General features: G+C 59.7%; 23 protein-coding genes and 1 tRNA gene. 11 read left to right on the top strand and 13 right to left on the bottom strand.

The features are described 5' to 3' along the window. Positions 1 to 102: 102 nt before the first annotated feature. The 3 genes from prpC to ACTJKS_RS12025 form a co-directional block, all read right to left on the bottom strand. On the bottom strand, positions 103 to 1,230 hold the full coding sequence (prpC, locus tag ACTJKS_RS12015; RefSeq protein ID WP_108182147.1) for a bifunctional 2-methylcitrate synthase/citrate synthase: 1,128 nt from the start codon (positions 1,228 to 1,230) through the stop codon (positions 103 to 105). Positions 1,231 to 1,376: 146 nt separating this feature from the next. Continuing rightward, complete coding sequence (gene prpB / locus ACTJKS_RS12020) at positions 1,377 to 2,267, bottom strand: methylisocitrate lyase (protein ID WP_041067638.1); 891 nt, start codon at positions 2,265 to 2,267, stop codon at positions 1,377 to 1,379. Beyond that, on the bottom strand, positions 2,264 to 2,986 hold the full coding sequence (locus tag ACTJKS_RS12025; protein ID WP_174377155.1) for a GntR family transcriptional regulator: 723 nt from the start codon (positions 2,984 to 2,986) through the stop codon (positions 2,264 to 2,266). The genes prpB and ACTJKS_RS12025 overlap by 4 nt, the downstream gene beginning before the upstream one ends. A 291-nt stretch (positions 2,987 to 3,277) precedes the next feature. On the opposite strand from ACTJKS_RS12025, the gene rloA reads away from it, so the two are divergent. The 4 genes from rloA (at position 3,278) to pabB (ending at position 7,886) form a co-directional block, all read left to right on the top strand. After that, positions 3,278 to 3,814, top strand: a complete 537-nt coding sequence (gene rloA, locus ACTJKS_RS12030; RefSeq protein ID WP_025110318.1) for a retropepsin-like aspartic peptidase RloA — start codon at positions 3,278 to 3,280, stop codon at positions 3,812 to 3,814. A gap of 5 nt (positions 3,815 to 3,819) precedes the next feature. Then, positions 3,820 to 5,355, top strand: a complete 1,536-nt coding sequence (gene rloB / locus ACTJKS_RS12035) for an osmotic stress tolerance membrane protein RloB (protein ID WP_041067624.1) — start codon at positions 3,820 to 3,822, stop codon at positions 5,353 to 5,355. Continuing rightward, on the top strand, positions 5,355 to 6,341 hold the full coding sequence (locus ACTJKS_RS12040; RefSeq protein ID WP_108182146.1) for an alpha-L-glutamate ligase-like protein: 987 nt from the start codon (positions 5,355 to 5,357) through the stop codon (positions 6,339 to 6,341). The genes rloB and ACTJKS_RS12040 overlap by 1 nt, the downstream gene beginning before the upstream one ends. 201 nt (positions 6,342 to 6,542) lie before the next feature. Beyond that, entirely contained in the window at positions 6,543 to 7,886 is a 1,344-nt protein-coding gene (gene pabB / locus ACTJKS_RS12045) for an aminodeoxychorismate synthase component I (RefSeq protein WP_108182145.1), read from the top strand. A gap of 112 nt (positions 7,887 to 7,998) precedes the next feature. Here the strand turns inward: pabB and thrH are convergent, their stop codons facing one another. Next, complete coding sequence (gene thrH / locus ACTJKS_RS12050; protein WP_440828832.1) at positions 7,999 to 8,616, bottom strand: bifunctional phosphoserine phosphatase/homoserine phosphotransferase ThrH; 618 nt, start codon at positions 8,614 to 8,616, stop codon at positions 7,999 to 8,001. Positions 8,617 to 8,779: 163 nt separating this feature from the next. Here thrH and ACTJKS_RS12055 point away from each other — a divergent pair, with 163 nt between their 5' ends. From ACTJKS_RS12055 to ACTJKS_RS12065, 3 genes are all read left to right on the top strand, one after another. Then, positions 8,780 to 9,514, top strand: coding sequence for a phosphoadenylyl-sulfate reductase (locus ACTJKS_RS12055; protein ID WP_108182144.1), 735 nt, complete (start codon positions 8,780 to 8,782; stop codon positions 9,512 to 9,514). 579 nt (positions 9,515 to 10,093) lie between these two features. Beyond that, on the top strand, positions 10,094 to 11,632 hold the full coding sequence (locus ACTJKS_RS12060; RefSeq protein ID WP_108182143.1) for an NCS1 family nucleobase:cation symporter-1: 1,539 nt from the start codon (positions 10,094 to 10,096) through the stop codon (positions 11,630 to 11,632). 53 nt (positions 11,633 to 11,685) lie between these two features. Next, positions 11,686 to 12,414 (top strand): aspartate/glutamate racemase family protein, encoded by a 729-nt coding sequence (locus ACTJKS_RS12065; protein ID WP_041067608.1) that lies wholly within the window; start codon positions 11,686 to 11,688, stop codon positions 12,412 to 12,414. A gap of 133 nt (positions 12,415 to 12,547) precedes the next feature. Here ACTJKS_RS12065 and ACTJKS_RS12070 read toward each other — a convergent pair whose 3' ends face one another. Further along, on the bottom strand, positions 12,548 to 13,474 hold the full coding sequence (locus tag ACTJKS_RS12070) for a LysR family transcriptional regulator (RefSeq protein WP_041067885.1): 927 nt from the start codon (positions 13,472 to 13,474) through the stop codon (positions 12,548 to 12,550). A 126-nt stretch (positions 13,475 to 13,600) separates the two neighbouring features. On the opposite strand from ACTJKS_RS12070, the gene ACTJKS_RS12075 reads away from it, so the two are divergent. Continuing rightward, the gene (locus ACTJKS_RS12075; RefSeq protein ID WP_086794940.1) at positions 13,601 to 14,347 is read left to right on the top strand and encodes a 3-oxoacyl-ACP reductase family protein; all 747 of its coding nucleotides are present in this window, start codon (positions 13,601 to 13,603) and stop codon (positions 14,345 to 14,347) included. 78 nt (positions 14,348 to 14,425) lie between these two features. On the opposite strand, the gene ACTJKS_RS12080 is transcribed toward ACTJKS_RS12075, so the two are convergent. From ACTJKS_RS12080 to ACTJKS_RS12110, 7 genes are all read right to left on the bottom strand, one after another. Then, entirely contained in the window at positions 14,426 to 15,121 is a 696-nt protein-coding gene (locus ACTJKS_RS12080) for an HAD-IA family hydrolase (RefSeq protein WP_108182142.1), read from the bottom strand. A gap of 274 nt (positions 15,122 to 15,395) precedes the next feature. Continuing rightward, positions 15,396 to 15,563 (bottom strand): hypothetical protein, encoded by a 168-nt coding sequence (locus tag ACTJKS_RS12085; protein WP_174377150.1) that lies wholly within the window; start codon positions 15,561 to 15,563, stop codon positions 15,396 to 15,398. Positions 15,564 to 15,686: 123 nt separating this feature from the next. Next, on the bottom strand, positions 15,687 to 16,112 hold the full coding sequence (locus tag ACTJKS_RS12090; RefSeq protein WP_041067599.1) for a YMGG-like glycine zipper-containing protein: 426 nt from the start codon (positions 16,110 to 16,112) through the stop codon (positions 15,687 to 15,689). 134 nt (positions 16,113 to 16,246) lie between these two features. Continuing rightward, entirely contained in the window at positions 16,247 to 16,615 is a 369-nt protein-coding gene (locus ACTJKS_RS12095; RefSeq protein WP_007960728.1) for a glycine zipper domain-containing protein, read from the bottom strand. A gap of 325 nt (positions 16,616 to 16,940) precedes the next feature. Further along, the gene (locus ACTJKS_RS12100) at positions 16,941 to 17,129 is read right to left on the bottom strand and encodes a hypothetical protein (protein ID WP_108182141.1); all 189 of its coding nucleotides are present in this window, start codon (positions 17,127 to 17,129) and stop codon (positions 16,941 to 16,943) included. A 214-nt stretch (positions 17,130 to 17,343) separates the two neighbouring features. Further along, entirely contained in the window at positions 17,344 to 17,664 is a 321-nt protein-coding gene (locus ACTJKS_RS12105) for a YbjQ family protein (protein ID WP_007960724.1), read from the bottom strand. Positions 17,665 to 17,826: 162 nt separating this feature from the next. Continuing rightward, positions 17,827 to 17,916: transfer RNA gene (locus tag ACTJKS_RS12110), tRNA-Ser, on the bottom strand. 295 nt (positions 17,917 to 18,211) lie between these two features. On the opposite strand from ACTJKS_RS12110, the gene ACTJKS_RS12115 reads away from it, so the two are divergent. The 3 genes from ACTJKS_RS12115 (at position 18,212) to ACTJKS_RS12125 (ending at position 20,947) form a co-directional block, all read left to right on the top strand. Next, on the top strand, positions 18,212 to 18,901 hold the full coding sequence (locus tag ACTJKS_RS12115) for a crotonase/enoyl-CoA hydratase family protein (protein WP_108182140.1): 690 nt from the start codon (positions 18,212 to 18,214) through the stop codon (positions 18,899 to 18,901). A 217-nt stretch (positions 18,902 to 19,118) separates the two neighbouring features. After that, the gene (locus tag ACTJKS_RS12120; protein WP_108182139.1) at positions 19,119 to 19,841 is read left to right on the top strand and encodes a 1-acylglycerol-3-phosphate O-acyltransferase; all 723 of its coding nucleotides are present in this window, start codon (positions 19,119 to 19,121) and stop codon (positions 19,839 to 19,841) included. A gap of 134 nt (positions 19,842 to 19,975) precedes the next feature. Then, positions 19,976 to 20,947, top strand: coding sequence for a magnesium and cobalt transport protein CorA (locus tag ACTJKS_RS12125; protein WP_027613314.1), 972 nt, complete (start codon positions 19,976 to 19,978; stop codon positions 20,945 to 20,947). A 99-nt stretch (positions 20,948 to 21,046) separates the two neighbouring features. On the opposite strand, the gene ACTJKS_RS12130 is transcribed toward ACTJKS_RS12125, so the two are convergent. Next, positions 21,047 to 21,769 carry an amidotransferase gene (locus ACTJKS_RS12130; RefSeq protein WP_041068915.1) on the bottom strand — a complete coding sequence of 241 codons (723 nt, stop codon included), beginning with the start codon at positions 21,767 to 21,769 and terminating at the stop codon, positions 21,047 to 21,049. Positions 21,770 to 21,831 lie beyond the last annotated feature (62 nt).

Consider the following 21,831-nt stretch of genomic DNA (forward strand, 5'->3'; position numbering starts at 1 on the left):
GTCGATCAGTCGACATCCATGTTGGATGTCAGTCCGTCTTCGCGAGCAGGCTCGCTCCCACAGGGTCTAGCGGTGTTCTCTGGTTCCGGGTCAGCCCACCATTCAGCGACGTTCGATTGGCACGAACTTGCGCTGTTCGACGCCGATGTACTCGGCGCTTGGACGGATGATGCGGTTGTTGGCGCGCTGTTCGAACACGTGCGCGGCCCAGCCGGTCAGGCGCGAGCAGACGAAGATCGGCGTGAACAGCTTGGTCGGGATGCCCATGAAGTGGTACGCCGAGGCATGGTAGAAGTCGGCATTGGGGAACAGTTTTTTCTGCTCCCACATGGTCTTGTCGATGGCTTCGGAAACCGCGAACAACACCTTGTCACCGACCTCGTCGGCGAGTTTTTTCGACCAGCCCTTGATCACCTCGTTGCGCGGATCGCTGTCCTTATAGATTGCGTGGCCGAAGCCCATGATCTTGTCCTTGCGCTCGAGCATGCCGAGGGTGCCCTTGATCGCCTCTTCCGGCGACGAGAAGCGCTCGATCATTTCCATCGCCGCTTCGTTGGCGCCACCGTGCAGCGGGCCGCGCAACGAACCGATGGCCGCGGTAACGCAGGAATACAGGTCGGACAGGGTCGATGCACAAACGCGAGCGGTAAACGTCGAGGCGTTGAATTCGTGTTCGGCGTACAGAATCAGCGACACGTTCATCACTTTGACGTGCAGTTCGCTCGGCTTCTTGTCGTGCAACAGGTGCAAGAAGTGGCCGCCAATCGATGGCTCATCACTGACGCAGTTGATGCGTTTGCCGTCGTGACTGAAGCGATACCAGTAGCACATGATCGCCGGGAACGCGGCGAGCAGACGGTCGGTCTTGTCGCGCTGCTCGGAGAAGTCTTTCTCCGGTTCGAGGTTGCCGAGGAACGAGCAACCGGTGCGCATGACGTCCATCGGGTGAGCGTCGGCAGGGATGCGTTCGAGCACTTCTTTCAGTGCCTGCGGCAGGTCGCGCAGCTTGCTCAGCTTTTGCTGGTAAGCGTCGAGTTGCGCCTGGGTCGGCAGTTCGCCGTACAGCAGCAGGTACGCCACCTCTTCGAACTGCGCGTCGGCTGCCAGTTCACGCACGTCGTAGCCGCGATAGGTCAGCCCGGCACCGGCCTGGCCCACGGTGGACAGTGCGGTTTGCCCGGCCACCTGGCCCCTGAGCCCGGCGCCACTGAGTACTTTTGCTTCGGCCATTGCTGTCTCCAATCTTGAATTTGTTAGGGAATCTGCAATTACGGTGTTGTTGGCAAAAGATCGCAGCCTTCGGCAGCTCCTACATCGACCGCGTTCCTGTAGGAGCTGTCGAGTGAAACGAGGCTGCGATCTTTTGATCTTCGCCTTTATTTTTTAGCGGCAAACAACGCATCGAGCTTCTGCTCGAAGGTGTGGTAATCGATGCGATCGTAAAGCTCCATGCGCGTCTGCATGGTGTCGATGACATTCTGCTGGGTGCCGTCGCGGCGGATCGCGGTGTAGACGTTTTCCGCTGCCTTGTTCATAGCGCGGAACGCCGACAGCGGATACAGCACCAGCGACACATCGGCGCCAGCCAGTTGCTCGGTGGTGTACAGCGGCGTCGAACCGAACTCGGTGATGTTGGCGAGGATCGGTGCCTTCACCCGGTTGGCGAACAGCTTGTACATCTCAAGTTCGGTGATGGCTTCCGGGAAGATCATGTCGGCGCCGGCCTCGATGCACGCGGCGGCGCGATCCAGTGCCGACTCCAGACCTTCAACCGCCAGCGCGTCAGTGCGGGCCATGATCACGAAGCTGTCATCGGTACGGGCATCGACTGCGGCCTTGATGCGGTCGACCATTTCCTGCTGGGTGACGATTTCCTTGTTCGGTCGGTGGCCGCAGCGCTTGGCGCCGACCTGGTCCTCGATGTGAATCGCCGCCGCGCCGAACTTGATCATCGACTTCACGGTGCGCGCCACGTTGAACGCCGAGGCGCCGAAACCGGTGTCGACGTCCACCAGCAGCGGCAAGTCGCAGACGTCGGTAATGCGCCGCACGTCGGTCAGCACGTCATCCAGGCCGGTGATGCCCAGGTCCGGCACGCCGAGCGAGCCTGCGGCCACCCCGCCACCGGACAGGTAGATCGCCTTGAAACCGGCACGCTTGGCCAGCAGCGCATGGTTGGCGTTGATCGCGCCGACCACCTGCAATGGATGCTCGCTGGCGACCGCATCGCGGAAACGCTGGCCTGGAGTGTTCTGCTTGGAACTCATGACTCACCTCGTTCAGTGGCTGTCTTATTGTCGGCGCCGTCCTGGTAATGACGGGCGATGTTGCGTTTCGAGGCGCCGATGTGGCGACGCATCAACAATTCCGCGAGCTCGCCGTCACGGTCGGCGATGGCATCGAGAATCCGGTGGTGTTCGGCAAAGGCCTGACGTGGCCGATTGGGCGTGGTGGAAAACTGGATGCGGTACATGCGCACCAGTTGATACAACTCGCCGCAGAGCATCTGGGTCAGGGTGCGATTGCCGCTGCCCTGAATGATTCGATAGTGAAAGTCGAAATCGCCTTCCTGCTGGTAATAGCCGACGCCGGCCTGAAACGCCGCGTCGCGCTCGTGGGTTTCCAGCACCCGGCGCAGTTCGTCGATGTCTTCGACGCTCATGCGCTCGGCCGCCAGCCGACAGGCCATGCCTTCAAGGGATTCGCGGATTTCGTAGAGTTCGAGCAATTCGGCGTGGCTGAGCGACACCACCCGCGCGCCGACATGCGGTACGCGCACCAGCAGGCGTTGGCCTTCGAGCCGATGAATGGCCTCGCGCAGCGGCCCGCGACTGATGCCGTAGGTGCGCGCCAGCTCCGGCTCGGAGATTTTGCTGCCGGGGGCGATCTCACCTTTGACGATGGCCGCCTGGATGCGCCGGAAGACGTTTTCCGAGAGCGTCTCGGAATCGTCGCCGCTGATGACCGGGGGATCGAGTTGATCCAGCATGATTGTCGACACCTTCAAATCCAATGCGGCAAAAACTAGCCAATTAGCCCGCATCAGTCAAAGGATAAATCTACATTGTCGACAATCGTCTAATAACCCTCTCCAACAACCCCAAGGGTTATAGACCGGCGCGAGCGCTGGCGCCATAAAACCACCGTGCTAGAATGCCGCCCGCATTTGCTGGCCATTTGTACGGCTTGTCATAAAAAGCTGATAGGCACACGCAGGCGCTTGCGCAAGTTTTGCCAGGAACCTGAACCGAAAACGGAACGCTGCGCACCAGGATTTATGAGACTCAAGCCCTTCCCCACATTTTTTGCGCTGTTTTGCCTGCCCGGCCTCGCCGCGGCGGGGGAAAAAACCGTGTACGGCCTCAACGAATATGCATCGCTTGACGGCATCAATCTGCAAGTCGCGGCCAAACTCGACACCGGCGCCAAAACCGCCTCACTGAGTGCCCGCGACATCAAACGCTTCAAACGCAACGGCGAGTCCTGGGTGCGTTTCTACCTGGCGATCGACGCTGCGCATTCGCATCCGATCGAACGGCCGCTGGCCCGGGTCAGCAAGATCAAGCGCCGTGCCGGCGATTACGACCCGGAAGAAGGCAAGAAGTACACCGCGCGTCCGGTGATCGAGCTGGACATCTGCATGGGCACGGCGCTGCGCAGCATCGAAGTGAACCTGACCGACCGTAGTGCGTTCCAATATCCGCTTTTGATCGGCTCCGAAGCGCTGAAACGCTTCGACGCGCTGGTCGACCCCAGTCTTAAATACGCTGCCGGCAAACCCGCCTGCACCATCGCCGCTCATACCGCCGAGTAATTTCCATGCGTTCTCTAACCTTCCACCTGAAAATCCTGATCACCATTCTGGTGCTCCTGGGCGTTTCGGTTACGGCCTATCAGATTTTCGTGCTCGGCATACCGGTGACCGAAGATGCCACCGACGACCTGTGGAACATCGACGCCAAAGTCGAGTTCGTCGCCAGCACCAAGGATCCGGTGAAAGTCCAGATGTTCGTGCCGCCGCTGAGCCGCGATTACGTCAGCCTCAACGAAAGCTTTATCTCCAATAATTACGGCGTGGCGGTCAACCGCGTCGACGGCAACCGCAAGGTCACCTGGTCCGCGCGCCGGGCCAAGGGCAACCAGACGCTTTATTACCGTCTGGTGCTGACCAAACGCTATACCGCAGAAAAATCCAAGATCAAAGGCCCGACCTTCCGCGACAGCATCGCCATCGAAGGCCCGGAAAAAATCGCTGCCGAAGCCCTGCTCGCACCGATCCGCCAGCACTCGGCCGACGTCGAGACCTTCATCGGCGAAGCGATCAAACGCGTCAACAACGTCAACGACGACAACGTCAAACTGCTGCTGGCCGGCGATCCGTCGACGCCGCACAAGGCGAAGATCGTCGAACTGCTGTTGTCGATCGCCCACGTACCGGTAGAAAAAGTCCACACCATCCGCCTCGTTGCCGATCAACCGCAAACCCCGGAGTTGTGGCTGCGCAGCTTCAATGGCAACGACTGGCTGTACTTCAATCCGGAAACCGGTGAGCAAGGCCTGCCGACCGACCGTCTGCTGTGGTGGACCGGTGATGAAAACCTGATCACCGTCGACGGCGCGAAGAAAGCCAACGTGACCTTCAGCCTGAACAACAGCGAGATGAACGCGATTCGTCTGGCCAAGCTGACCGACGAAAACACCGATGCCAACTTCCTCGAATACTCGTTGTACGGCCTGCCGCTGCAGACCCAGCAGACGTTCATGATCATGGTGATGATCCCGATCGGCGTGCTGGTGATCCTGATCCTGCGCAACCTGATCGGCCTGCAAACCCTCGGCACCTTTACCCCGGTGCTGATCGCCCTGGCCTTCCGCGAAACGCAACTGGGCTTCGGCATCCTGCTGTTTACCGTGATCACCGCGCTGGGGCTGTCCTTACGGTCGTACCTGGAACACCTGAAGCTGCAGATGCTGCCGCGCCTGTCGGTGGTGTTGACCTTCGTGGTGGTGCTGATTGCCGCCATCAGCCTGTTCAGCCACAAGCTGGGGCTGGAGCGTGGCTTGTCGGTGGCGCTGTTCCCGATGGTGATTCTGACCATGACCATCGAACGCCTGTCGATCACCTGGGAAGAACGCGGCGCCAGCCATGCCATGAAAGTGGCGATCGGCACGCTGTTCGCGGCGTCCCTGGCGCACTTGATCATGACTGTGCCGGAGCTGGTGTACTTCGTGTTTACCTTCCCGGCGATCCTGCTGATTCTGGTCGGTTTCATGCTGGCGATGGGTCGCTATCGCGGTTACCGCCTGACCGAACTGGTGCGCTTCAAGGCTTTCCTGAAGAAGGCTGACGCCTGATGTTCGGTTTCTGGAAGACCTGGAAGGCTCTGGAGGCGCGGGGCATCATGGGCATCAATCGGCGTAACGCCGACTACGTGCTCAAGTACAACAAGCGCAGCCTGTACCCGATCGTCGATGACAAGATCATCACCAAGGAGCGCGCGATCGAGGCCGGCATTCATGTGCCGGAGCTGTATGGCGTGATCTCCACGGAGAAGGAAATCGACAAGCTCGACGCGATCATCGGCGGGCGCAACGATTTCGTGATCAAGCCGGCTCAAGGTGCGGGCGGTGACGGCATCATCGTCATCGCCGACCGCTTCGAAGGCCGCTATCGCACGGTCTCGGGCAAGATCCTTGCCCACGAAGAGCTCGAGCACCACATCTCAAGCATTCTCACCGGCCTGTATTCGCTGGGCGGTCACCGCGACCGTGCACTGATCGAATACCGGGTGACCCCGGATCAGATCTTCAAGAGCATCAGCTACGAAGGCGTGCCGGACATCCGCATCATCGTGTTGATGGGCTATCCAGTGATGGCCATGCTGCGCCTGCCAACCCGTCAGTCCGGCGGCAAGGCCAACCTGCACCAGGGCGCCATCGGCGTCGGTGTCGATCTCGCCACCGGCCTGACCCTGCGCGGTACCTGGCTGAACAACATCATCAACAAACACCCCGACACCACCAACGCGGTGGATGGCGTGCAACTGCCCTACTGGGACGGTTTCATGAAACTCGCCGCCGGCTGTTATGAACTGTGCGGCCTGGGCTACATCGGTGTGGACATGGTGCTGGACCAGGAAAAAGGCCCGCTGATTCTGGAGCTGAATGCGCGGCCGGGGCTGAATATCCAGATAGCCAACGACTGCGGGCTGACTCAGCGTACGCATGCGGTCGAGGCACATCTGGAGGCGCTGAAGGCGCGTGGTGTGACCGAGTCGGTTGAAGAGCGGGTGGCGTTTACTCAGGAAATGTTTGGGCATATTCCGGCGGTCGAGGGCTGATCCAGTACCGAGTCGCCGCCTTCGCGAGCAGGCTCGCTCNCGTTCCAATGTGGGAGCGAGCCTGCTCGCGAAGGCGGACTGCCGGTCACCGCAGGTTTCAACTCGGCCCCCAACCTGCCAATCCCCGACATCCCCTCTAGGAGCAATTCCCGCAGAGGACTACAATCCCCACCCCGCCTCGATGGCCGATCTGCCCCGCCCATGTTGACCTGTTCCGTACACCCGCTGCCCTACCGTGCCAACCCCGCCGATTACTTCGCGGCCATCCGCCATGCGCCCGGTGCGGTGCTGCTCGACAGCGGCCGGCCGAGTGCCGACCGTGGCCGTTATGACCTGCTCAGCGCCTGGCCGCTGGCACAACTGGCGGTGTTGCCTGATGAAAGCGGCGACGTATTCCTGCAACGCCTGCGGGATAATCTGACTCGCCTGGGCGAAGCGCAACTGCCTGCCGAATATGACCTGCCTTTCGCCGGCGGCCTGATCGGCTATCTGAGCTACGACTTCGGCCGACATCTGGAGAATCTGCCGAGCCTGGCCCGGGACGATCTGCAACTGCCCGACGCGCGGTTCGGCCTGTATGACTGGGCGCTGATCAGCGATCACCAGACCGCCACCAGTCAATTGGTGTTTCACCCGTCCCTGGCCGACAGCGAGCGGCAACGGCTGATCGCGCTGTTCAGCCAACCGACCTCAGCGCCTCTGATGCCGTTCAAGTTGCACACGCCGATGACTGCCGATCTTTCGCCGGACGACTATCGCCAGGCGCTGGAGCGCATTCATCAATACATCCAGGCCGGCGACTGTTATCAGGTCAACTTCGCCCAGCGTTTCCGCGCAACCTGCCAAGGCGATCCATGGCTGGCCTACTGCGCGTTGCGCGAGGCTTGCCCGACACCGTTTTCCGGTTTCCAGAGCCTGCCCGACGGCGACGCGGTGTTGAGTCTGTCGCCAGAGCGTTTCGTCAAAGTCAGCCAGCGCCAAGTGGAAACCCGCCCGATCAAAGGCACTCGGCCGCGCGGTCTGACGCCTGCCGAAGACGCGGCCAACGCCGCCGAACTGCTGGCCAGCCCCAAGGATCGCGCAGAAAACCTGATGATTGTCGACCTGCTGCGCAACGACCTCGGCCGCACCTGCCGCATCGGCTCGGTGCGGGTACCGGAGCTGTTCAGCCTGGAAAGCTATCCGAACGTGCATCACCTGGTCAGCAGCGTGACCGGGGAACTGGCGGATGACCGCGACGCACTCGACCTGATCGCCGGCAGCTTCCCCGGCGGCTCGATCACCGGCGCGCCGAAGATCCGCGCGATGCAGATCATCGACGAACTGGAGCCGACGCGACGCGGGTTGTATTGCGGCTCGCTGCTGTACCTGGACGTACGCGGCGAGATGGACAGCTCCATCGCGATTCGCAGTCTGTTGGTCAAGGATGGGCAGGTGTGTTGCTGGGGGGGTGGCGGGATCGTGGCTGATTCGGATTGGCAGGCGGAGTATCAGGAGTCGATTACCAAGGTCCGAATCCTCCTCGAAACCCTGCAAAACCTCTGAATGACGCAACCCCTGTAGGAGCTGCCGAAGGCTGCGATCTTTTGATCCTGTTTTTAAACAATCAAGATCAAAAGATCGCAGCCTTCGGCAGCTCCTACAGAGGGATTGAGGGTTACAGGGACAGGTCGCGGTTCGAAGCCTTGAGGAACTCCTGCTTCAACTCGGCAAACGTATGCACCGCCGGGAACTGCGGGAACTCGCGAATCACGTTGTCCGGCGCATGGAACAGAATCCCCGCGTCCGCCTCGCCGAGCATGCTCGTGTCGTTATACGAATCGCCCGCCGCAATCACTCGGTAGTACAGGCTCTTGAATGCCAGCACCGACTGACGCTTGGGGTCTTTCTGACGCAGTTGATAGCTGGTCACCCGCCCACTGTCATCAGTGATCAGGCGGTGGCAGAGCAAGGTCGGGAAGCCCAGTTGGCGCATCAGCGGCTGGGAGAATTCGTAAAAGGTGTCCGAGAGAATCACCACCTGAAAGCGCTCGCGCAGCCAGTCAACGAACTCCACCGCGCCATCCAGCGGCTTGAGGGTGGCGATCACTTCCTGAATGTCCGAGAGTTTCAGGCCGTGCTCGTCGAGGATGCGCAGACGCTGCTTCATCAGCACGTCATAATCGGGAATGTCCCGGGTGGTGACCTTGAGGGATTCGATTCCGGTTTTTTCGGCGAAGGCGATCCAGATTTCGGGTACCAGTACCCCTTCAAGATCCAGGCAAGCAATTTCCACAAGACACTCCCGTTTGTAGTGATTATCGAGTCGAGCGAGCCCGAACTCTAGCGACTCCCCCGCGACCGCGCAACGCAGCGGGCGCCCCTTACTCCGCCGCTTTTTGTTACCATCGGCGCCATATAGAGCGCCCAGCGCCACCGACCTGTAGGAAGCCGCCCTGATGAGCCCAACGTTCGATGTCGTGGAACTCGCCACGACCTATGCCAACAAATCCGCCCAGGACATCCTGAAACTCGCGTTCGCCGGGTTCGGTGATGAACTGTGGATCTCCTTCAGTGGCGCCGAGGATGTGGTGCTGGTGGACATGGCCTGGAAGCTGAACAAGAACGTCAAGGTGTTCAGCCTCGATACCGGCCGCCTGCATCCGGAAACCTATCGCTTCATCGATCAGGTGCGCGAGCACTACAAGATCGACATCGAACTGGTGTCGCCGGACTACACGAAACTCGAACCGTTCGTGAAGGAAAAAGGCCTGTTCAGTTTCTACAAGGACGGTCATGGCGAATGCTGCGGCATCCGCAAGATCGAGCCGCTGCGCCGCAAACTGTCTGGCGTCAAAGCCTGGGCCACCGGCCAGCGCCGCGATCAGAGCCCGGGCACCCGCAGCGCCGTGGCGGTGCTGGAGATCGACACCGCGTTCTCCACGCCCGAACGCACCCTGTACAAATTCAACCCGCTGGCGCAAATGACCAGCGAAGAGATCTGGGGTTACATCCGCATGCTTGAGCTGCCCTACAACAGCCTGCATGAGCGCGGCTTCATCAGCATCGGCTGCGAACCGTGCACCCGCCCGGTCCTGCCGAACCAGCACGAACGCGAAGGCCGCTGGTGGTGGGAAGAAGCCACGCAGAAAGAGTGCGGGCTGCATGCGGGGAATATCATCAGCAAGGCGTAAATCTCTGCCTCAATGATGCCCCCTGTGGGAGCGAGCTTGCTCGCGAAAGCGTTCTGACAGTCACCGGATTTGTTGACTGGAAAGACGCCTTCGCGAGCAAGCTCGCTCCCTCATTTGCTTCGTGGTGCCATGAAAAAATGTGTACACACGATTGTCACCATCGGTGCCATTTATGTGTGCACTTTTTGCTTTCACGCCCTGAAAAGTTACATCCCTTGGCAAAGCGCCTCTGTCTTGCCACCTCCGCAAAATCCTCCGCAAAAAATAAATAGCTGTTCAATCGGTCAATTTATAACCAAATATTTTCAACCACTTAGCGCTTATCGATAACTTTTCGAAATGAGCGCAGCGCTCCATAGATCGCTAACTGGCACAGATCTGGCTTTGGTGCATACATGTTTTGTATACAAAACTGCAAAACATCTATCCACACTTTCGATCCGCAAGCCTGAAGCGCCCTATCCCGTACAGGCTGCAGATGCCCCGTAACCAGTGATGTCTGCTGGCCGCGACGAAGATTTGTCGAGCCCTGAGCTCATGCACAGTCATCGCGGCCCCGCCCATCAGGAGCCTGCCGGAATGCGTACAAGTCTTTCCAACAACATCGCGTTGAATCTGCCCGCCTCTGCCCTCGACCAGCCATCGCCCGACGCGGGTCTGGCCGACCCGTGTCAACTGAGCCCACGCCTGCACAACAGCGACCTCGCACCGACCCGGGCCGAAGGGCGGCGCTGGGGCAAGTACAGCATCTTCGCCCTGTGGACCAACGATGTGCACAACATCGCCAACTACTCGTTCGCCATCGGCCTGTATGCGTTGGGCCTGGGCGGCTGGCAGATTCTGTTGTCGCTGGGTATCGGTGCGGCGCTGGTGTACTTCTTCATGAACCTGTCCGGCTACATGGGGCAGAAAACCGGGGTGCCGTTTCCGGTGATCAGCCGGATCAGTTTCGGCATTCACGGCGCGCAGATTCCGGCGTTGATTCGCGCGGTGATCGCCATCGCCTGGTTCGGCATTCAGACGTATCTGGCGTCGGTGGTGTTTCGCGTGCTGCTGACGGCGATTCATCCCGGTTTCGCCGATTACGACCACAACTCGATCCTCGGCCTGTCGACCCTCGGCTGGGTGTGTTTTGTGGCGATCTGGTTCGTGCAGCTGGCGATCCTCGCTTACGGCATGGAAATGGTCCGTCGCTACGAAGCTTTTGCCGGCCCGGTGATTCTGCTGACCGTTGCGGCGCTCGCTGCGTGGATGTACACCCAGGCCAACGCGACCATTGCCTGGTCGATCCGCGACCCGCTGACCGGTGGCGAGATGTGGCGCAATATCTTTGCCGGCGGCGCCCTGTGGCTGGCGATCTACGGCACGCTGATCCTCAATTTCTGCGACTTCGCCCGCTCCTCGCCATGCCGCAAGACCATCAAGGTCGGCAATTTCTGGGGCCTGCCGGTGAATATTCTGGTGTTCGCTGCCATCACCGTCCTGCTCTGCGGTGCGCAATTTCAGATCAACGGGCGGATCATCGAAAGCCCGACCGAAATCATCGCCTCGATTCCAAATACGTTCTTTCTGGTGCTCGGTTGCCTGGCGTTCCTGATCGTCACCGTTGCGGTGAACATCATGGCCAACTTCGTCGCCCCGGCCTTCGTCCTCAGCAACCTGGCGCCGAAGTACCTGACCTTCCGCCGCGCCGGGCTGATCAGCGCGACCATCGCCGTGCTGATCCTGCCGTGGAACCTCTACAACAGCCCGCTGGTGATCGTGTATTTCCTCTCAGGTCTCGGCGCCCTGCTCGGCCCGCTGTACGGGGTGATCATGGTCGACTACTGGCTGATCCGCAAAGGCCGGATCAACGTCCCGCAGTTGTACAGCGAAGATCCCAACGGCGCTTATTACTACAGCCACGGAGTGAATTTCCGCGCGGTGGCGGCGTTCATTCCAGCAGCGTTGATCGCCATTGTCCTGGCGCTGGTGCCGGGTTTCCACAGCATTTCGCCGTTCTCCTGGCTGGTGGGTGCCGGCATTGCCGCGATGCTCTATCTGATCATCGCCAAACGTCAGCCGCACTACGCCGACGTCAGCGGCGAATCGATCGCCGTCGACAACGTCAGCCATTAACTTCCTTGCGGCCCGGGTTTGGGCCGCTGAACTGCCCGCAATAAGGACTTCTCATGCGTATTCTTGTGGTCAACGTCAACACCACCGAATCCATCACCCAGGCCATCGCCCGCTCGGCGCAGACGGTCGCGTCTCCCGGCACGGAAATCGTCGGCTTGACGCCGTTCTTCGGCGCCGACTCGGTGGAAGGCAATTTCGAAAGTTATCTGGCGGCCATCGCCGTGATGGATCGGGTGATGTCCTACGACCAGCCTTTCGACGCGGTGATTCAAGCGGGTTACGGCGAACACGGTCGCGAAGGTTTGCAGGAACTGCTCAACGTGCCGGTGGTGGACATCACCGACGCCGCCGCCAGCACTGCGATGTTTCTCGGCCACGCCTATTCGGTGGTCACGACGCTGGATCGCACTGTGCCGCTGATCGAGGATCGGCTGAAACTGTCCGGCTTGTGGGATCGCTGTGCATCGGTGCGGGCCAGCGGTCTGGCGGTGCTGGAACTGGAGCACGAGCCACAACGGGCGCTGGAAGCCATCGTGCAACAGGCGGAACTGGCAGTCACCCAGGACAAGGCCGAAGTGATTTGCCTGGGTTGCGGCGGCATGGCCGGGCTGGACGAACAGATCCGCCGCCGTACCGGGGTACCGGTGGTGGATGGCGTGACGGCGGCGGTGACCATTGCTGAATCGCTGGTGCGACTGGGGTTGTCGACGTCCAAGGTGCGGACTTATGCGACGCCCCGGCCGAAGCAGATCATAGGCTGGGCGGAGCGGTTTGCCCGGTAGACCGCGTTATCGTTCATCGCGGGCAAGCCTCGCGCCCACAGGTTTCGCGTTGTATCACCATCATGTGAACGACGAAGAACCTGTGGGAGCGTGGCTTGCCCGCGATGGCCACACCTCGGTCCCAAAGTCCTGCTCAAACAGCACTGAACCGCCGAGCCAACCCCTGCTGCGCAAACTGCTCAATCACAAAATCGACAAACGCCCGAGTCTTGCCTGGCAACAATTTATGCTCGGCGTAGTAGATCGAAATGTTGCCGTCATCGATGTACCAGTCCGGCAGTACGCGCTGCAATGTGCCAGCCTCCAGATACCCCACGGCAAACGGCATGCTAACCAGCGCGATCCCCAGCCCCTGCGCTGCCGTGGCGCAGGCGGCTTCGGAGTCGCTCATGGTCATTCGCGTCTTCAGGGTCAAGGGCTGACAGAGCTGACTGCCGCTACTGATCAACTGCCAGGAGCGCACACGACCGGTTTGCGGCGAACGAATCAGGATGCCATCGTGACGTTGCAGATCGTCCGGTTCGGCAATCGCCTCGTGCTTTTGCAAGTAGTCAGCAGACGCCACCAACACACGATGCGCGGGTGCCAATCTGCGTGCGACCACGCCTTGGGGCAATTCAAAGCCCCCGCCAATCGCCGCATCGAAACCCTGCCCAATCAAGTCGACCTGACGGTTATCAAAATGCCAGTCAGGGTTGATCGCCGGAAACCGACGTAAAAACTCTTGCAGCAACGGCACGATGTACAAACGCCCGAATACCGTGCCCATGCTGACTTTCAACGTCCCCGCCGGCAGTCCTTCCACACTCGACAGATTGGCCACCGCATTCTGAATCGTCGTCAGACTGCCACTGACCTGACTCAAAAACAGCTGGCCGGCCTCGGTCAGGGTCAGGCTGCGTGTACTACGCTGGAACAGCCGTACACCGAGCCGCACCTCGAGCTTCGCCACACTCTTGCCGACGGCGGCCGGGGTCAGGCTCAAGCGCCGGGCGGCTTCGGCAAAGCTGCCGACTTCGGCGCTGCGCACGAAGCATTCGATACTGCTGAAAGTTTCCATGATCGCCACTATAAACTTCTGGTTTACACAGACTATAGCAATCATGGTCTACACGGTTGTCGATGCGAGGCCGATACTCGGCTCCAACAACAAGGCACCCCGCCTTGAATTTTCTGGAGATCGAACATGACCACTCAACACCTCAGCGGCAAAGTCGCTCTGATTCAAGGCGGTTCCCGTGGTATCGGCGCCGCCATCGTCAAACGTCTGGCCGCCGAAGGCGCCGCTGTCGCCTTCACCTACGTCAGCTCCACCGCCAAGGCCGAAGAGTTGCAGCACAGCATCACCGCCAACGGCGGCAAAGCGTTGGCGATCAAGGCCGACAGCGCCGACGAAGGTGCTATCCGCAACGCCGTCAGCGCCACCGTCGAAGCCTTTGGCCGCCTGGATATTCTGGTGAACAACGCCGGCGTCCTGGCCATCGCGCCGCTGGAAGACTTCAAACTGGAAGACTTCGACCAGACGCTGGCGATCAACGTACGCAGCGTGTTCATCGCGTCTCAGGAAGCCGCCAAGCACATGAGCGAAGGCTCGCGCATCGTCAACATCGGCAGCACCAACGCTGACCGCATGCCCTTCGGCGGTGGCGGTGTGTACGCGATGAGCAAATCAGCACTGGTCGGTCTGACCAAAGGCCTGGCCCGCGACCTCGGCCCGCGCGGCATCACCATCAACAACGTGCAACCCGGCCCGGTCGACACCGACATGAACCCCGCGCACGGTGATTTCGCTGAAAGCCTGATCCCGCTGATGGCGGTGGGCCGTTACGGCACTGCCGATGAAATCGCCGGTTTCGTCGCCTATCTGGTGGGCCCGGAAGCCGGTTACATCACCGGTGCCAGCCTGACCATCGACGGTGGTTTCGGCGCCTGATTGCGCTGAATCCCGGATACAAAAAACGCCGCACCTCTTTGCAGAGGGCGGCGTTTTTTATCGGCGCTTATTGGCTGATCAAGCCCACTCCAGCGCCGGCAAACCGCAGGCACTCGGGGTGAACGCCTTGAGCGTGCGCAGAATCCCGTCGGCGTGAGCGTATTTTTCATCAGCCATGGCCGCGTCGGGGATCGCGATGGCCGTCATCCCCGCCGCTTTCGCCGCGGTAACGCCAAATGGTGAATCCTCGAACACCAGGCAATCCTCAGGCGCGACACCCAGACGCCGGGCCGCAGTGAGGAAGATGTCCGGCGCTGGCTTGGCTGCGCCGACTTCCGGGTCGTCCGCCGTCACAATGAAGTCGAACAGCGCAAACCAGTCGCGGTGCAAGGTGGTTTTCTGGCCGAACGACTGCCGCGACGAACTGGTGCCCACGGCGATCGGAATGTTGTGTGCCTTGAGGTGGCGAATCAGCTCCTCCGCGCCCGGCATCGCCTGGGCCCTGGGAAAGCGTTCACGCATCAGCGGCTCGCGGATCACCAGAAACTCTTCAGCGCTGATCGGCAGATCCAGCGCCTGCACCACGTAGTTCGCCAAGTCATTGGCGCCGCGACCGATGATGTTCTGTTTAACGCTCCAGTCGAAGGTCCGCCCATAGCGCTCGGCAATGAGCGAGGTGACCTCGGTGTAGATGCCTTCGGTGTCCAGCAGCAAACCGTCCATGTCGAAAATCACGGCCTTGATCGGGCCAAACGTCTTCATCGGTGCATTCATCATCGGATCCGTTATCAAAAACATCCCGGGCGGCCCAGCTGGCGCCGCTGCTTGGATCTGATTAATGGGTTCAGCAGCATAGCGAGGCCAGCAGAGATTGAGCAACGGGCAATGTTTACGATCTGCGGAATGACTCGCTGATGTTTAGCGAAATGCCCTACAGATAACGCCTGATTTCCCGATTTTTTTACCTCGTGATCCCCGCAAAGTCCGCGCACTTTTTTCGAGTGCGCGACTGAGAAGCCGAGCTATTCCTCATTGGAAAGGCAAGCAATCACTGCTCGTCCTCCTCCTCTTCATAATCGTCCAAAGCCTCATCCGCATCATTCAACGGCACCGTCGCATCATCCATCAGCGACCCCGGATCCTCGTTCCCAGGATCATTGATAAACGGCAGACCGCTCGGGCCTTTTTCTTCCTTGCCTTCGGTTTCGGGCGTCATGGCAAACCTCTACGTCTGGTGGGTTGTATAACGTTCGAAAAGCCCTACAGCCAATCGTTCCAGTGTCCGACCGCCAGACACGAAAAACCCGGCACCAGGCCGGGTTTCCTTTCGAATATTCAATCAATGATGGCGGTTTTTGTGTTTGTACTTGTTGTGCTTGTGACCCCCGCCGGAATGCCCGCTTCCACCGTCGTCACCCAGGTTGTTGCCCACCGCACCACCCGCTGCACCGCCCAAACCGGCACCGATGGCGGAGCCGGTGGAGCCGCCCAGACTATTACCAACCACCGAGCCGCCGGCGGCGCCGAGACCACCGCCGATGGCGGCTTCGGTGCGATTGTGTTTATTTGCTCCGACCGCGCTGCCCGCCGCGCCACCGACGCCCGCGCCAACCGCGGCACCGGTGCTGCCGCCGAGCTGGCCACCGACCACGTTACCGAGCACACCGCCCAGTCCGCCACCGACGGCGGCGCTACCATCGCCGGCGGCCATCGCACCTTGGGCGACCAGTAATCCGAAAAACAGTGCAGATAATGACAAACGCATTTGAACCTCACAGTTCCCGAATCGGGACGGTATGCCCACAGGGCCTATGTCAGATTGGAGACATTTTTCGGAAAAACGTTCAGCCATGAAAAAGCCCGGCGTCGAGCCGGGCTTTTTCTGACAAACGTTCGCAATCAGTGACGCTTGTGACCTTTGGACAGGTTGGCGCCGACGGCACCACCGGCCGCGCCACCCAGGCCGGCGCCAATGGTCGCGCCATTTCGGCCGCCCAGGCTGTTGCCGATCACCGAACCACCGGCCGCGCCGACACCACCGCCGATAGCCGCCTTGGTGCGGCTGCCTTTGCCGGCGGCCATCGCACTGCCGGCCGCGCCTGCAACACCGGCACCAATCGCCGCGCCGGTGCTGCCGCCCATTTTCTGGCCGACCACATTACCCAGCGCGCCACCCAGACCGCCGCCGAGTGCCGCAGTGCCTTCACCAGCCACCGCACCTTGAGCAACCAGAAGCCCCAGAACCAGAGCGGGCAATGTTAGACGCATGACAAAAACCTCAAAAATAGGGAGATCAAAAGGGGCCGAGATTGAAAGCTGCCGACGCGCTGAAGTCTAGAAAAATCAGCTGCCGCCGAGCACTTGGCGCCGATTGGACAGCGATTTGGCAAAAGGTTTTATCGCAGGCAAAAAAAAGCCCGCTGGGGAGACGGGCTGGAGACTTGCTTTCTAACGGATGGCTTCACCCTACGTCCGTGGACGTGAAAAGTTTGTGAAAAAAAACCGAATCTGCCCGATCACTTGTAGGAGATTTCCTTTCATAAACATCAGGCATAAAAAACCCCGTTCATAGACGGGGTTGTTTGGTCTCACCTTACTTTCTTGACCGGGCCGAAACCTTCGGAAGGAATTTGGCTTTCGGCCCCTTGGGCACGGTGGACTTGATCTTGCCGGTCTGCACCGGGTCCTCGCCAAAGCCCGATTGATACTCCGTCTGGCCGCAACGGACACAGTTATTGAATGAAAACTCAGCTCCATCGTCTTCGATATACGGATCAGTCATAGCCTCTCCCCTTTGCAATAGATCGACACTGGCAAAGCCCTTTTGCCCGAAAAAATATCGACCTCCAAGGCTTTTGAGACTAGTCGGTCATTACTGGACTTGCGGTTCAGTTCGACCGATGCCCGACGAATGGCCTACACCTCTTCAACATCCCATTACCCGAAGACGCCCTGAAGCTTGTGGGATCCAAGCCATGGCGCTGACCTGCACAACCTCAACGCAACTTGACCGCTGTGCCGGTCGCGAACACCACAACCATGCCGCCCTTGCCCGCCGGCATACTGATCTCGAAATCCAGCCCGACCACCGCATCCGCCTGCAACGCTCGAGCCCGCTCCTTGATCTCGTCCGTCGCCTGAACCCGCGCCTCTTTCAACGCCCGCTCCAGCGTCTGCGAGCGCCCACCGAAAAAGTCGCGCATGCCGGCAAACAGGTCACGAATCACATTGACGCCCTGCACCGACTCCGCGCTGACAATGTCCAGGTACGCGGTGATCTGGCGGCCTTCGATGGCGTGGGTGGTGGAGATGATCATGGGAACCGTCCTTTTTCAGCGGATAAAGTGGCGATTGTAATGTGCTATGGCCATCCTGGCCGAGCACTGCCAGCGCAACTTGCGCGGCGGATTAAAATCCAGACGCCAGAAACCACAAAACCCCTGATCTCTTTCGAAATCAGGGGTTTTGTGTATTGAATGTGGCGGTGAAGGAGAGATTCGAACTCTCGATACAGTTTCCTGTATACACACTTTCCAGGCGTGCTCCTTAAGCCACTCGGACACTTCACCGTATCTCTTCAAACATGTTCTGTCTGTCGAGGCGCGCTAATGTAGTCGAAAGCTTTTCTGATGGCAAACTTTTTTTCAGAATTTTCATGCGCTTAAGGCATAAAGGCGTTTCGACCCACCCTGGGCGATGGCAAACCGGACAATCTCTGGTGACGGCCACCCTTTTATATAGAAGCAGAACGGTGTGCTACGCCGGGCGCGGCCGGAAACGGTGACTGGCGGGTCAGTCACGGCGCTTTACCTGGCCTGCGGCGGTGGGTAACGTCTGCCCATCTTTCTTACAAGGAATAGCGTCATGAGTGAGTTGATTGCCTACCACCTCGAAGACGGTATCGCGACCCTGACCTTGAACAACGGCAAGGTCAATGCCATTTCCCCGGACGTGATTGCGGCGTTCAACGCGGCGCTGGATCAGGCGAAGACTGATCGTGCCATCGTGATCATTACCGGTCAGCCGGGAATTCTGTCGGGCGGCTACGACTTGAAGGTGATGACCGCCGGGCCTAAAGAAGCCGTGGCACTGGTCACTGCTGGCTCGACCCTCGCCCGCCGCCTGCTCTCTCATCCGTTCCCGGTGATTGTCGCCTGCCCTGGTCACGCTGTGGCCAAAGGCGCGTTCCTGCTGTTGTCTGCCGATTACCGCATCGGCGTCGGTGGCCCGTTCAGCATCGGCCTGAACGAAGTGCAGATCGGCATGACCATGCACCACGCCGGCATTGAGCTGGCCCGTGATCGCCTGCGTCGCTCGGCGTTCCACCGTTCGGTGATCAACGGCGAGATGTTTGATCCGAAAAGCGCGGTGGATGCCGGTTTCCTCGACAAGGTGGTGGCTGCCGAAGAGCTGCAAGGTGCAGCCCTGGCAGCGGCGCGTCAGCTGAAGAAGATCAACATGAACGCGCACAAGAACACCAAGCTCAAAGTGCGCAAGGCACTGCTCGAAGCCCTCGACAACGCGATCATTCAGGATCAGGAGCATCTGGGTTAAACCCACGCTTCCCGAGCCGAAGAAAAGCCCGACCGTCGTGTCGGGCTTTTTCTTGCGCGTTCGGTTGGTCATCTGCCGACAGCTCTAGGACGCGTCTGACGATCAACTTGGAAACATGCGCTTAAACATCGCCTATCTCCGGACTCTATAGCAGCAATTGCCGAAAACAGTGCACATCCGTACACTGCGCCACCTTTTGTCCCGGTGGGGCCTGAAAATGCTGTTTGTGTTTCGTATGTTATTGATGGGCCTGCACTTTATTCTGGCCGGCGTGTTGGGGGTGATCCTCGGGCTGTGCCGTCCGTTCAATCCGGACAACAGCCGACTGTGCGCCCGCCTCTACGCGCTACCGGCCATGTGTATTTTGCGTTTGCGTGTGAAGGCTGAAGTCGGCCCGTTGATGAACAAGCCCGACAGCTGCGTGATCGTGGCCAACCATCAGTCCAACTACGACCTGTTCGTGTTCGGCAACGTGGTACCCCGCCGGACTGTGTGCATCGGCAAGAAGAGCCTGAAATGGGTGCCGCTGTTCGGGCAACTGTTCTGGCTGGCAGGCAACGTGTTGATCGATCGCGGGAACGCGCACAAGGCGCGCAAGTCGATGCTCACCACCACCCACACCTTGCAACACGAAGACACGTCGATCTGGGTGTTCCCGGAAGGCACGCGCAACCTCGGTGAAGAACTGCTGCCATTCAAGAAAGGCGCGTTCCAGATGGCGATCGCCGCCGGTGTGCCGATTGTGCCGGTGTGCGTCAGCAGCTACATCAAGCACATGCGCCTGAACCGCTGGCGCAGCGGGAAAATTCTCATACGCTCGCTGCCGGCGATTCCTACAGCCGGGCTGACCATGGATGACATGCCCATGCTCATGTCCCAATGCCGCGAACAGATGCGCGAGTGCATCGCCGCGATGGATCAGCAGCTGCAAGCTGCGTGAAAAACCAACCCGCCTCGTGCGGGTTTTCTTTTGCCGGGTGAACTGTGCAGATTTCACTGACTCTCAAGCAGCGACACGGCTAAGCTGAAGCCTTGTATTCCCTGCCATCTGCCAAGAAGAAGTGAACCACCACCATGGGTCGAGTTGTTGCTGCTGCGGTTTACAGCGCCGGTAAGAAAGTCACCAATATCACGCTTGACGAAGGCGCCGCCTGGGCCGCAAAAACCGGGCATTTTGTCTGGATCGGCCTGGAAGAGCCGGACGCTCAGGAGCTGGCCAATCTGCAACGCCAGTTCAACCTGCACGAACTGGCCATCGAAGATGCCCTGGAAAAACACAGCCGGCCAAAGCTGGAAACCTTTGGTGACGCCTTGTTTATCGTCACCTACTCGCCGATCCGCGAGCATGGGATTTTGCAGTTCATCGAAACGCATATCTTCGCTGGCAAGGGCTACATCATCACCGCCCGCAACGGCCACTCGGCGTCCTATGCGCATGTCCGCCAGCGCTGTGAGGCGCGGCCGCTGTTGCTCGAGCACGGCGAAGATTTCGTCCTCTATGCACTGCTGGATTTCGTGATCGAAAACTACCAGCCAGTCGGCGAAGCGATTCATGCCGAGATTGATGAATTGGAGCGCAACGTGCTGTGCAGTGCGTTGAACGAGCATGACATCCAGAAACTTCACGGCCTGCGCCGCGATGTGTTGCGCCTGCGCCGTTATGCAGCGCCGATGGTAGAGATCGGCGAGGAGCTGCAGAAACTGAGTTTCCCGTTCATCGACAAGAACATGCGCCCGTACTTCCGCGATGTGCAGATTCACGTCACGCGGCAGATGGAAGACCTGACGACGCTGGCGGACATTGCCAGTCAGACCATCGAGATCGGCGTGTTGCTGGAGGCGTCACGGCAAAGTGTGGTGCAACGCAAATTTGCTGCGTGGGCGGCGATTCTGGCGTTCCCGACGGCGGTGGCGGGAATTTACGGGATGAACTTCCAGAACATGCCGGAGCTGAGCTGGCATTACGGCTATTTCGCCGTGCTGGGGTTTATCACGGTGGGGTGCGTGAGTTTGTGGGCGAGTTTCAAGAGGTCGGGGTGGTTGTAGGGAAGCAAAAGCAAAAGATCGCAGCCTGCGGCAGCTCCTACATTGGGATGGTGTACACCCTGTAGGAGCTGCCGCAGGCTGCGATCTTTTGATCTGCTATCAAGCAGCTTCTGGCTTGTGCGCCACAAACCGCATCATCCATTCCGCCACGGTCGTGCCATGGTGCTCCTGCTCCAGGCTGGCCACGCCTTTGGAATAGATCTGTGACCCCAGCGCGTCCTGGCGCAGATCCAGCAGCGCCCGCGAATAGTCGTGGATAAATTCCGGGTGGCCCTGGAAGCACAGCACCTGATCGTTGATGTGATACGCGGCAAACGGGCAGAAATCGCTGGAGGCAATGACCGTGGCGTTTTCCGGCAACGCCGTGACCTGATCCTGGTGGCTGATCAGCAACGTTAACTCTTCCCGCACCGGGCTCATCCACGGCGCCTTGGCCGCCAGTTTGTAGTTGTGGGTGCCGACACCCCAGCCCTGAGTGGCGCGCTCACTCTTGCCACCGAGCAACAGCGCCAGCAGTTGGTGGCCGAAGCACACGCCGAGCAGCTTGTCGCCACGCTCGTAGCGAGTCAGCAGGTATTGCTTGAGAGTCTGGATCCACGGGTCGGTGCCGAACGAATCGGCCTTGCTGCCGGTGATCAGGTACGCATCGAAGGTCAGGTCGTCGCTTGGGTATTCACCCTGCATCACGTTGTACACGGTGAACTCGGCGGCAATCGGTTGCTGCGAGAACAGGCGCTGGAACATCTGCCCGTAACCCTGATATTGATCGACCAGTTCCGGACGCAGGATGTCGGTTTCCAGAATGCAGATGCGTAGCGACATAAAAAATACCTGACACGTGATGGGAATAATGAACACCCAGAGCCTGCCTTGAAACACCCCGG

The organism is Pseudomonas sp. 22189 (assembly GCF_052045635.1).
In the GTDB taxonomy this organism is placed as follows: Bacteria; Pseudomonadota; Gammaproteobacteria; order Pseudomonadales; family Pseudomonadaceae; genus Aquipseudomonas; species Aquipseudomonas parakoreensis.

Excerpts from the sequence above, each read along its gene's own strand:
- prpC (WP_108182147.1), bottom strand. The coding sequence starts at position 1,230 with ATGGCCGAAGCAAAAGTACTCAGTGGCGCCGGGCTCAGGGGCCAGGTG.
- prpB (WP_041067638.1), bottom strand. The coding sequence starts at position 2,267 with ATGAGTTCCAAGCAGAACACTCCAGGCCAGCGTTTCCGCGATGCGGTC.
- rloA (WP_025110318.1), top strand. The coding sequence starts at position 3,278 with ATGAGACTCAAGCCCTTCCCCACATTTTTTGCGCTGTTTTGCCTGCCC.
- rloB (WP_041067624.1), top strand. The coding sequence starts at position 3,820 with ATGCGTTCTCTAACCTTCCACCTGAAAATCCTGATCACCATTCTGGTG.
- ACTJKS_RS12040 (WP_108182146.1), top strand. The coding sequence starts at position 5,355 with ATGTTCGGTTTCTGGAAGACCTGGAAGGCTCTGGAGGCGCGGGGCATC.
- pabB (WP_108182145.1), top strand. The coding sequence starts at position 6,543 with ATGTTGACCTGTTCCGTACACCCGCTGCCCTACCGTGCCAACCCCGCC.
- ACTJKS_RS12055 (WP_108182144.1), top strand. The coding sequence starts at position 8,780 with ATGAGCCCAACGTTCGATGTCGTGGAACTCGCCACGACCTATGCCAAC.
- ACTJKS_RS12060 (WP_108182143.1), top strand. The coding sequence starts at position 10,094 with ATGCGTACAAGTCTTTCCAACAACATCGCGTTGAATCTGCCCGCCTCT.
- ACTJKS_RS12065 (WP_041067608.1), top strand. The coding sequence starts at position 11,686 with ATGCGTATTCTTGTGGTCAACGTCAACACCACCGAATCCATCACCCAG.
- ACTJKS_RS12070 (WP_041067885.1), bottom strand. The coding sequence starts at position 13,474 with ATGGAAACTTTCAGCAGTATCGAATGCTTCGTGCGCAGCGCCGAAGTC.
- ACTJKS_RS12075 (WP_086794940.1), top strand. The coding sequence starts at position 13,601 with ATGACCACTCAACACCTCAGCGGCAAAGTCGCTCTGATTCAAGGCGGT.
- ACTJKS_RS12080 (WP_108182142.1), bottom strand. The coding sequence starts at position 15,121 with ATGAATGCACCGATGAAGACGTTTGGCCCGATCAAGGCCGTGATTTTC.
- ACTJKS_RS12085 (WP_174377150.1), bottom strand. The coding sequence starts at position 15,563 with ATGACGCCCGAAACCGAAGGCAAGGAAGAAAAAGGCCCGAGCGGTCTG.
- ACTJKS_RS12090 (WP_041067599.1), bottom strand. The coding sequence starts at position 16,112 with ATGCGTTTGTCATTATCTGCACTGTTTTTCGGATTACTGGTCGCCCAA.
- ACTJKS_RS12095 (WP_007960728.1), bottom strand. The coding sequence starts at position 16,615 with ATGCGTCTAACATTGCCCGCTCTGGTTCTGGGGCTTCTGGTTGCTCAA.
- ACTJKS_RS12100 (WP_108182141.1), bottom strand. The coding sequence starts at position 17,129 with ATGACTGATCCGTATATCGAAGACGATGGAGCTGAGTTTTCATTCAAT.
- ACTJKS_RS12105 (WP_007960724.1), bottom strand. The coding sequence starts at position 17,664 with ATGATCATCTCCACCACCCACGCCATCGAAGGCCGCCAGATCACCGCG.
- ACTJKS_RS12115 (WP_108182140.1), top strand. The coding sequence starts at position 18,212 with ATGAGTGAGTTGATTGCCTACCACCTCGAAGACGGTATCGCGACCCTG.
- ACTJKS_RS12120 (WP_108182139.1), top strand. The coding sequence starts at position 19,119 with ATGCTGTTTGTGTTTCGTATGTTATTGATGGGCCTGCACTTTATTCTG.
- ACTJKS_RS12125 (WP_027613314.1), top strand. The coding sequence starts at position 19,976 with ATGGGTCGAGTTGTTGCTGCTGCGGTTTACAGCGCCGGTAAGAAAGTC.
- ACTJKS_RS12130 (WP_041068915.1), bottom strand. The coding sequence starts at position 21,769 with ATGTCGCTACGCATCTGCATTCTGGAAACCGACATCCTGCGTCCGGAA.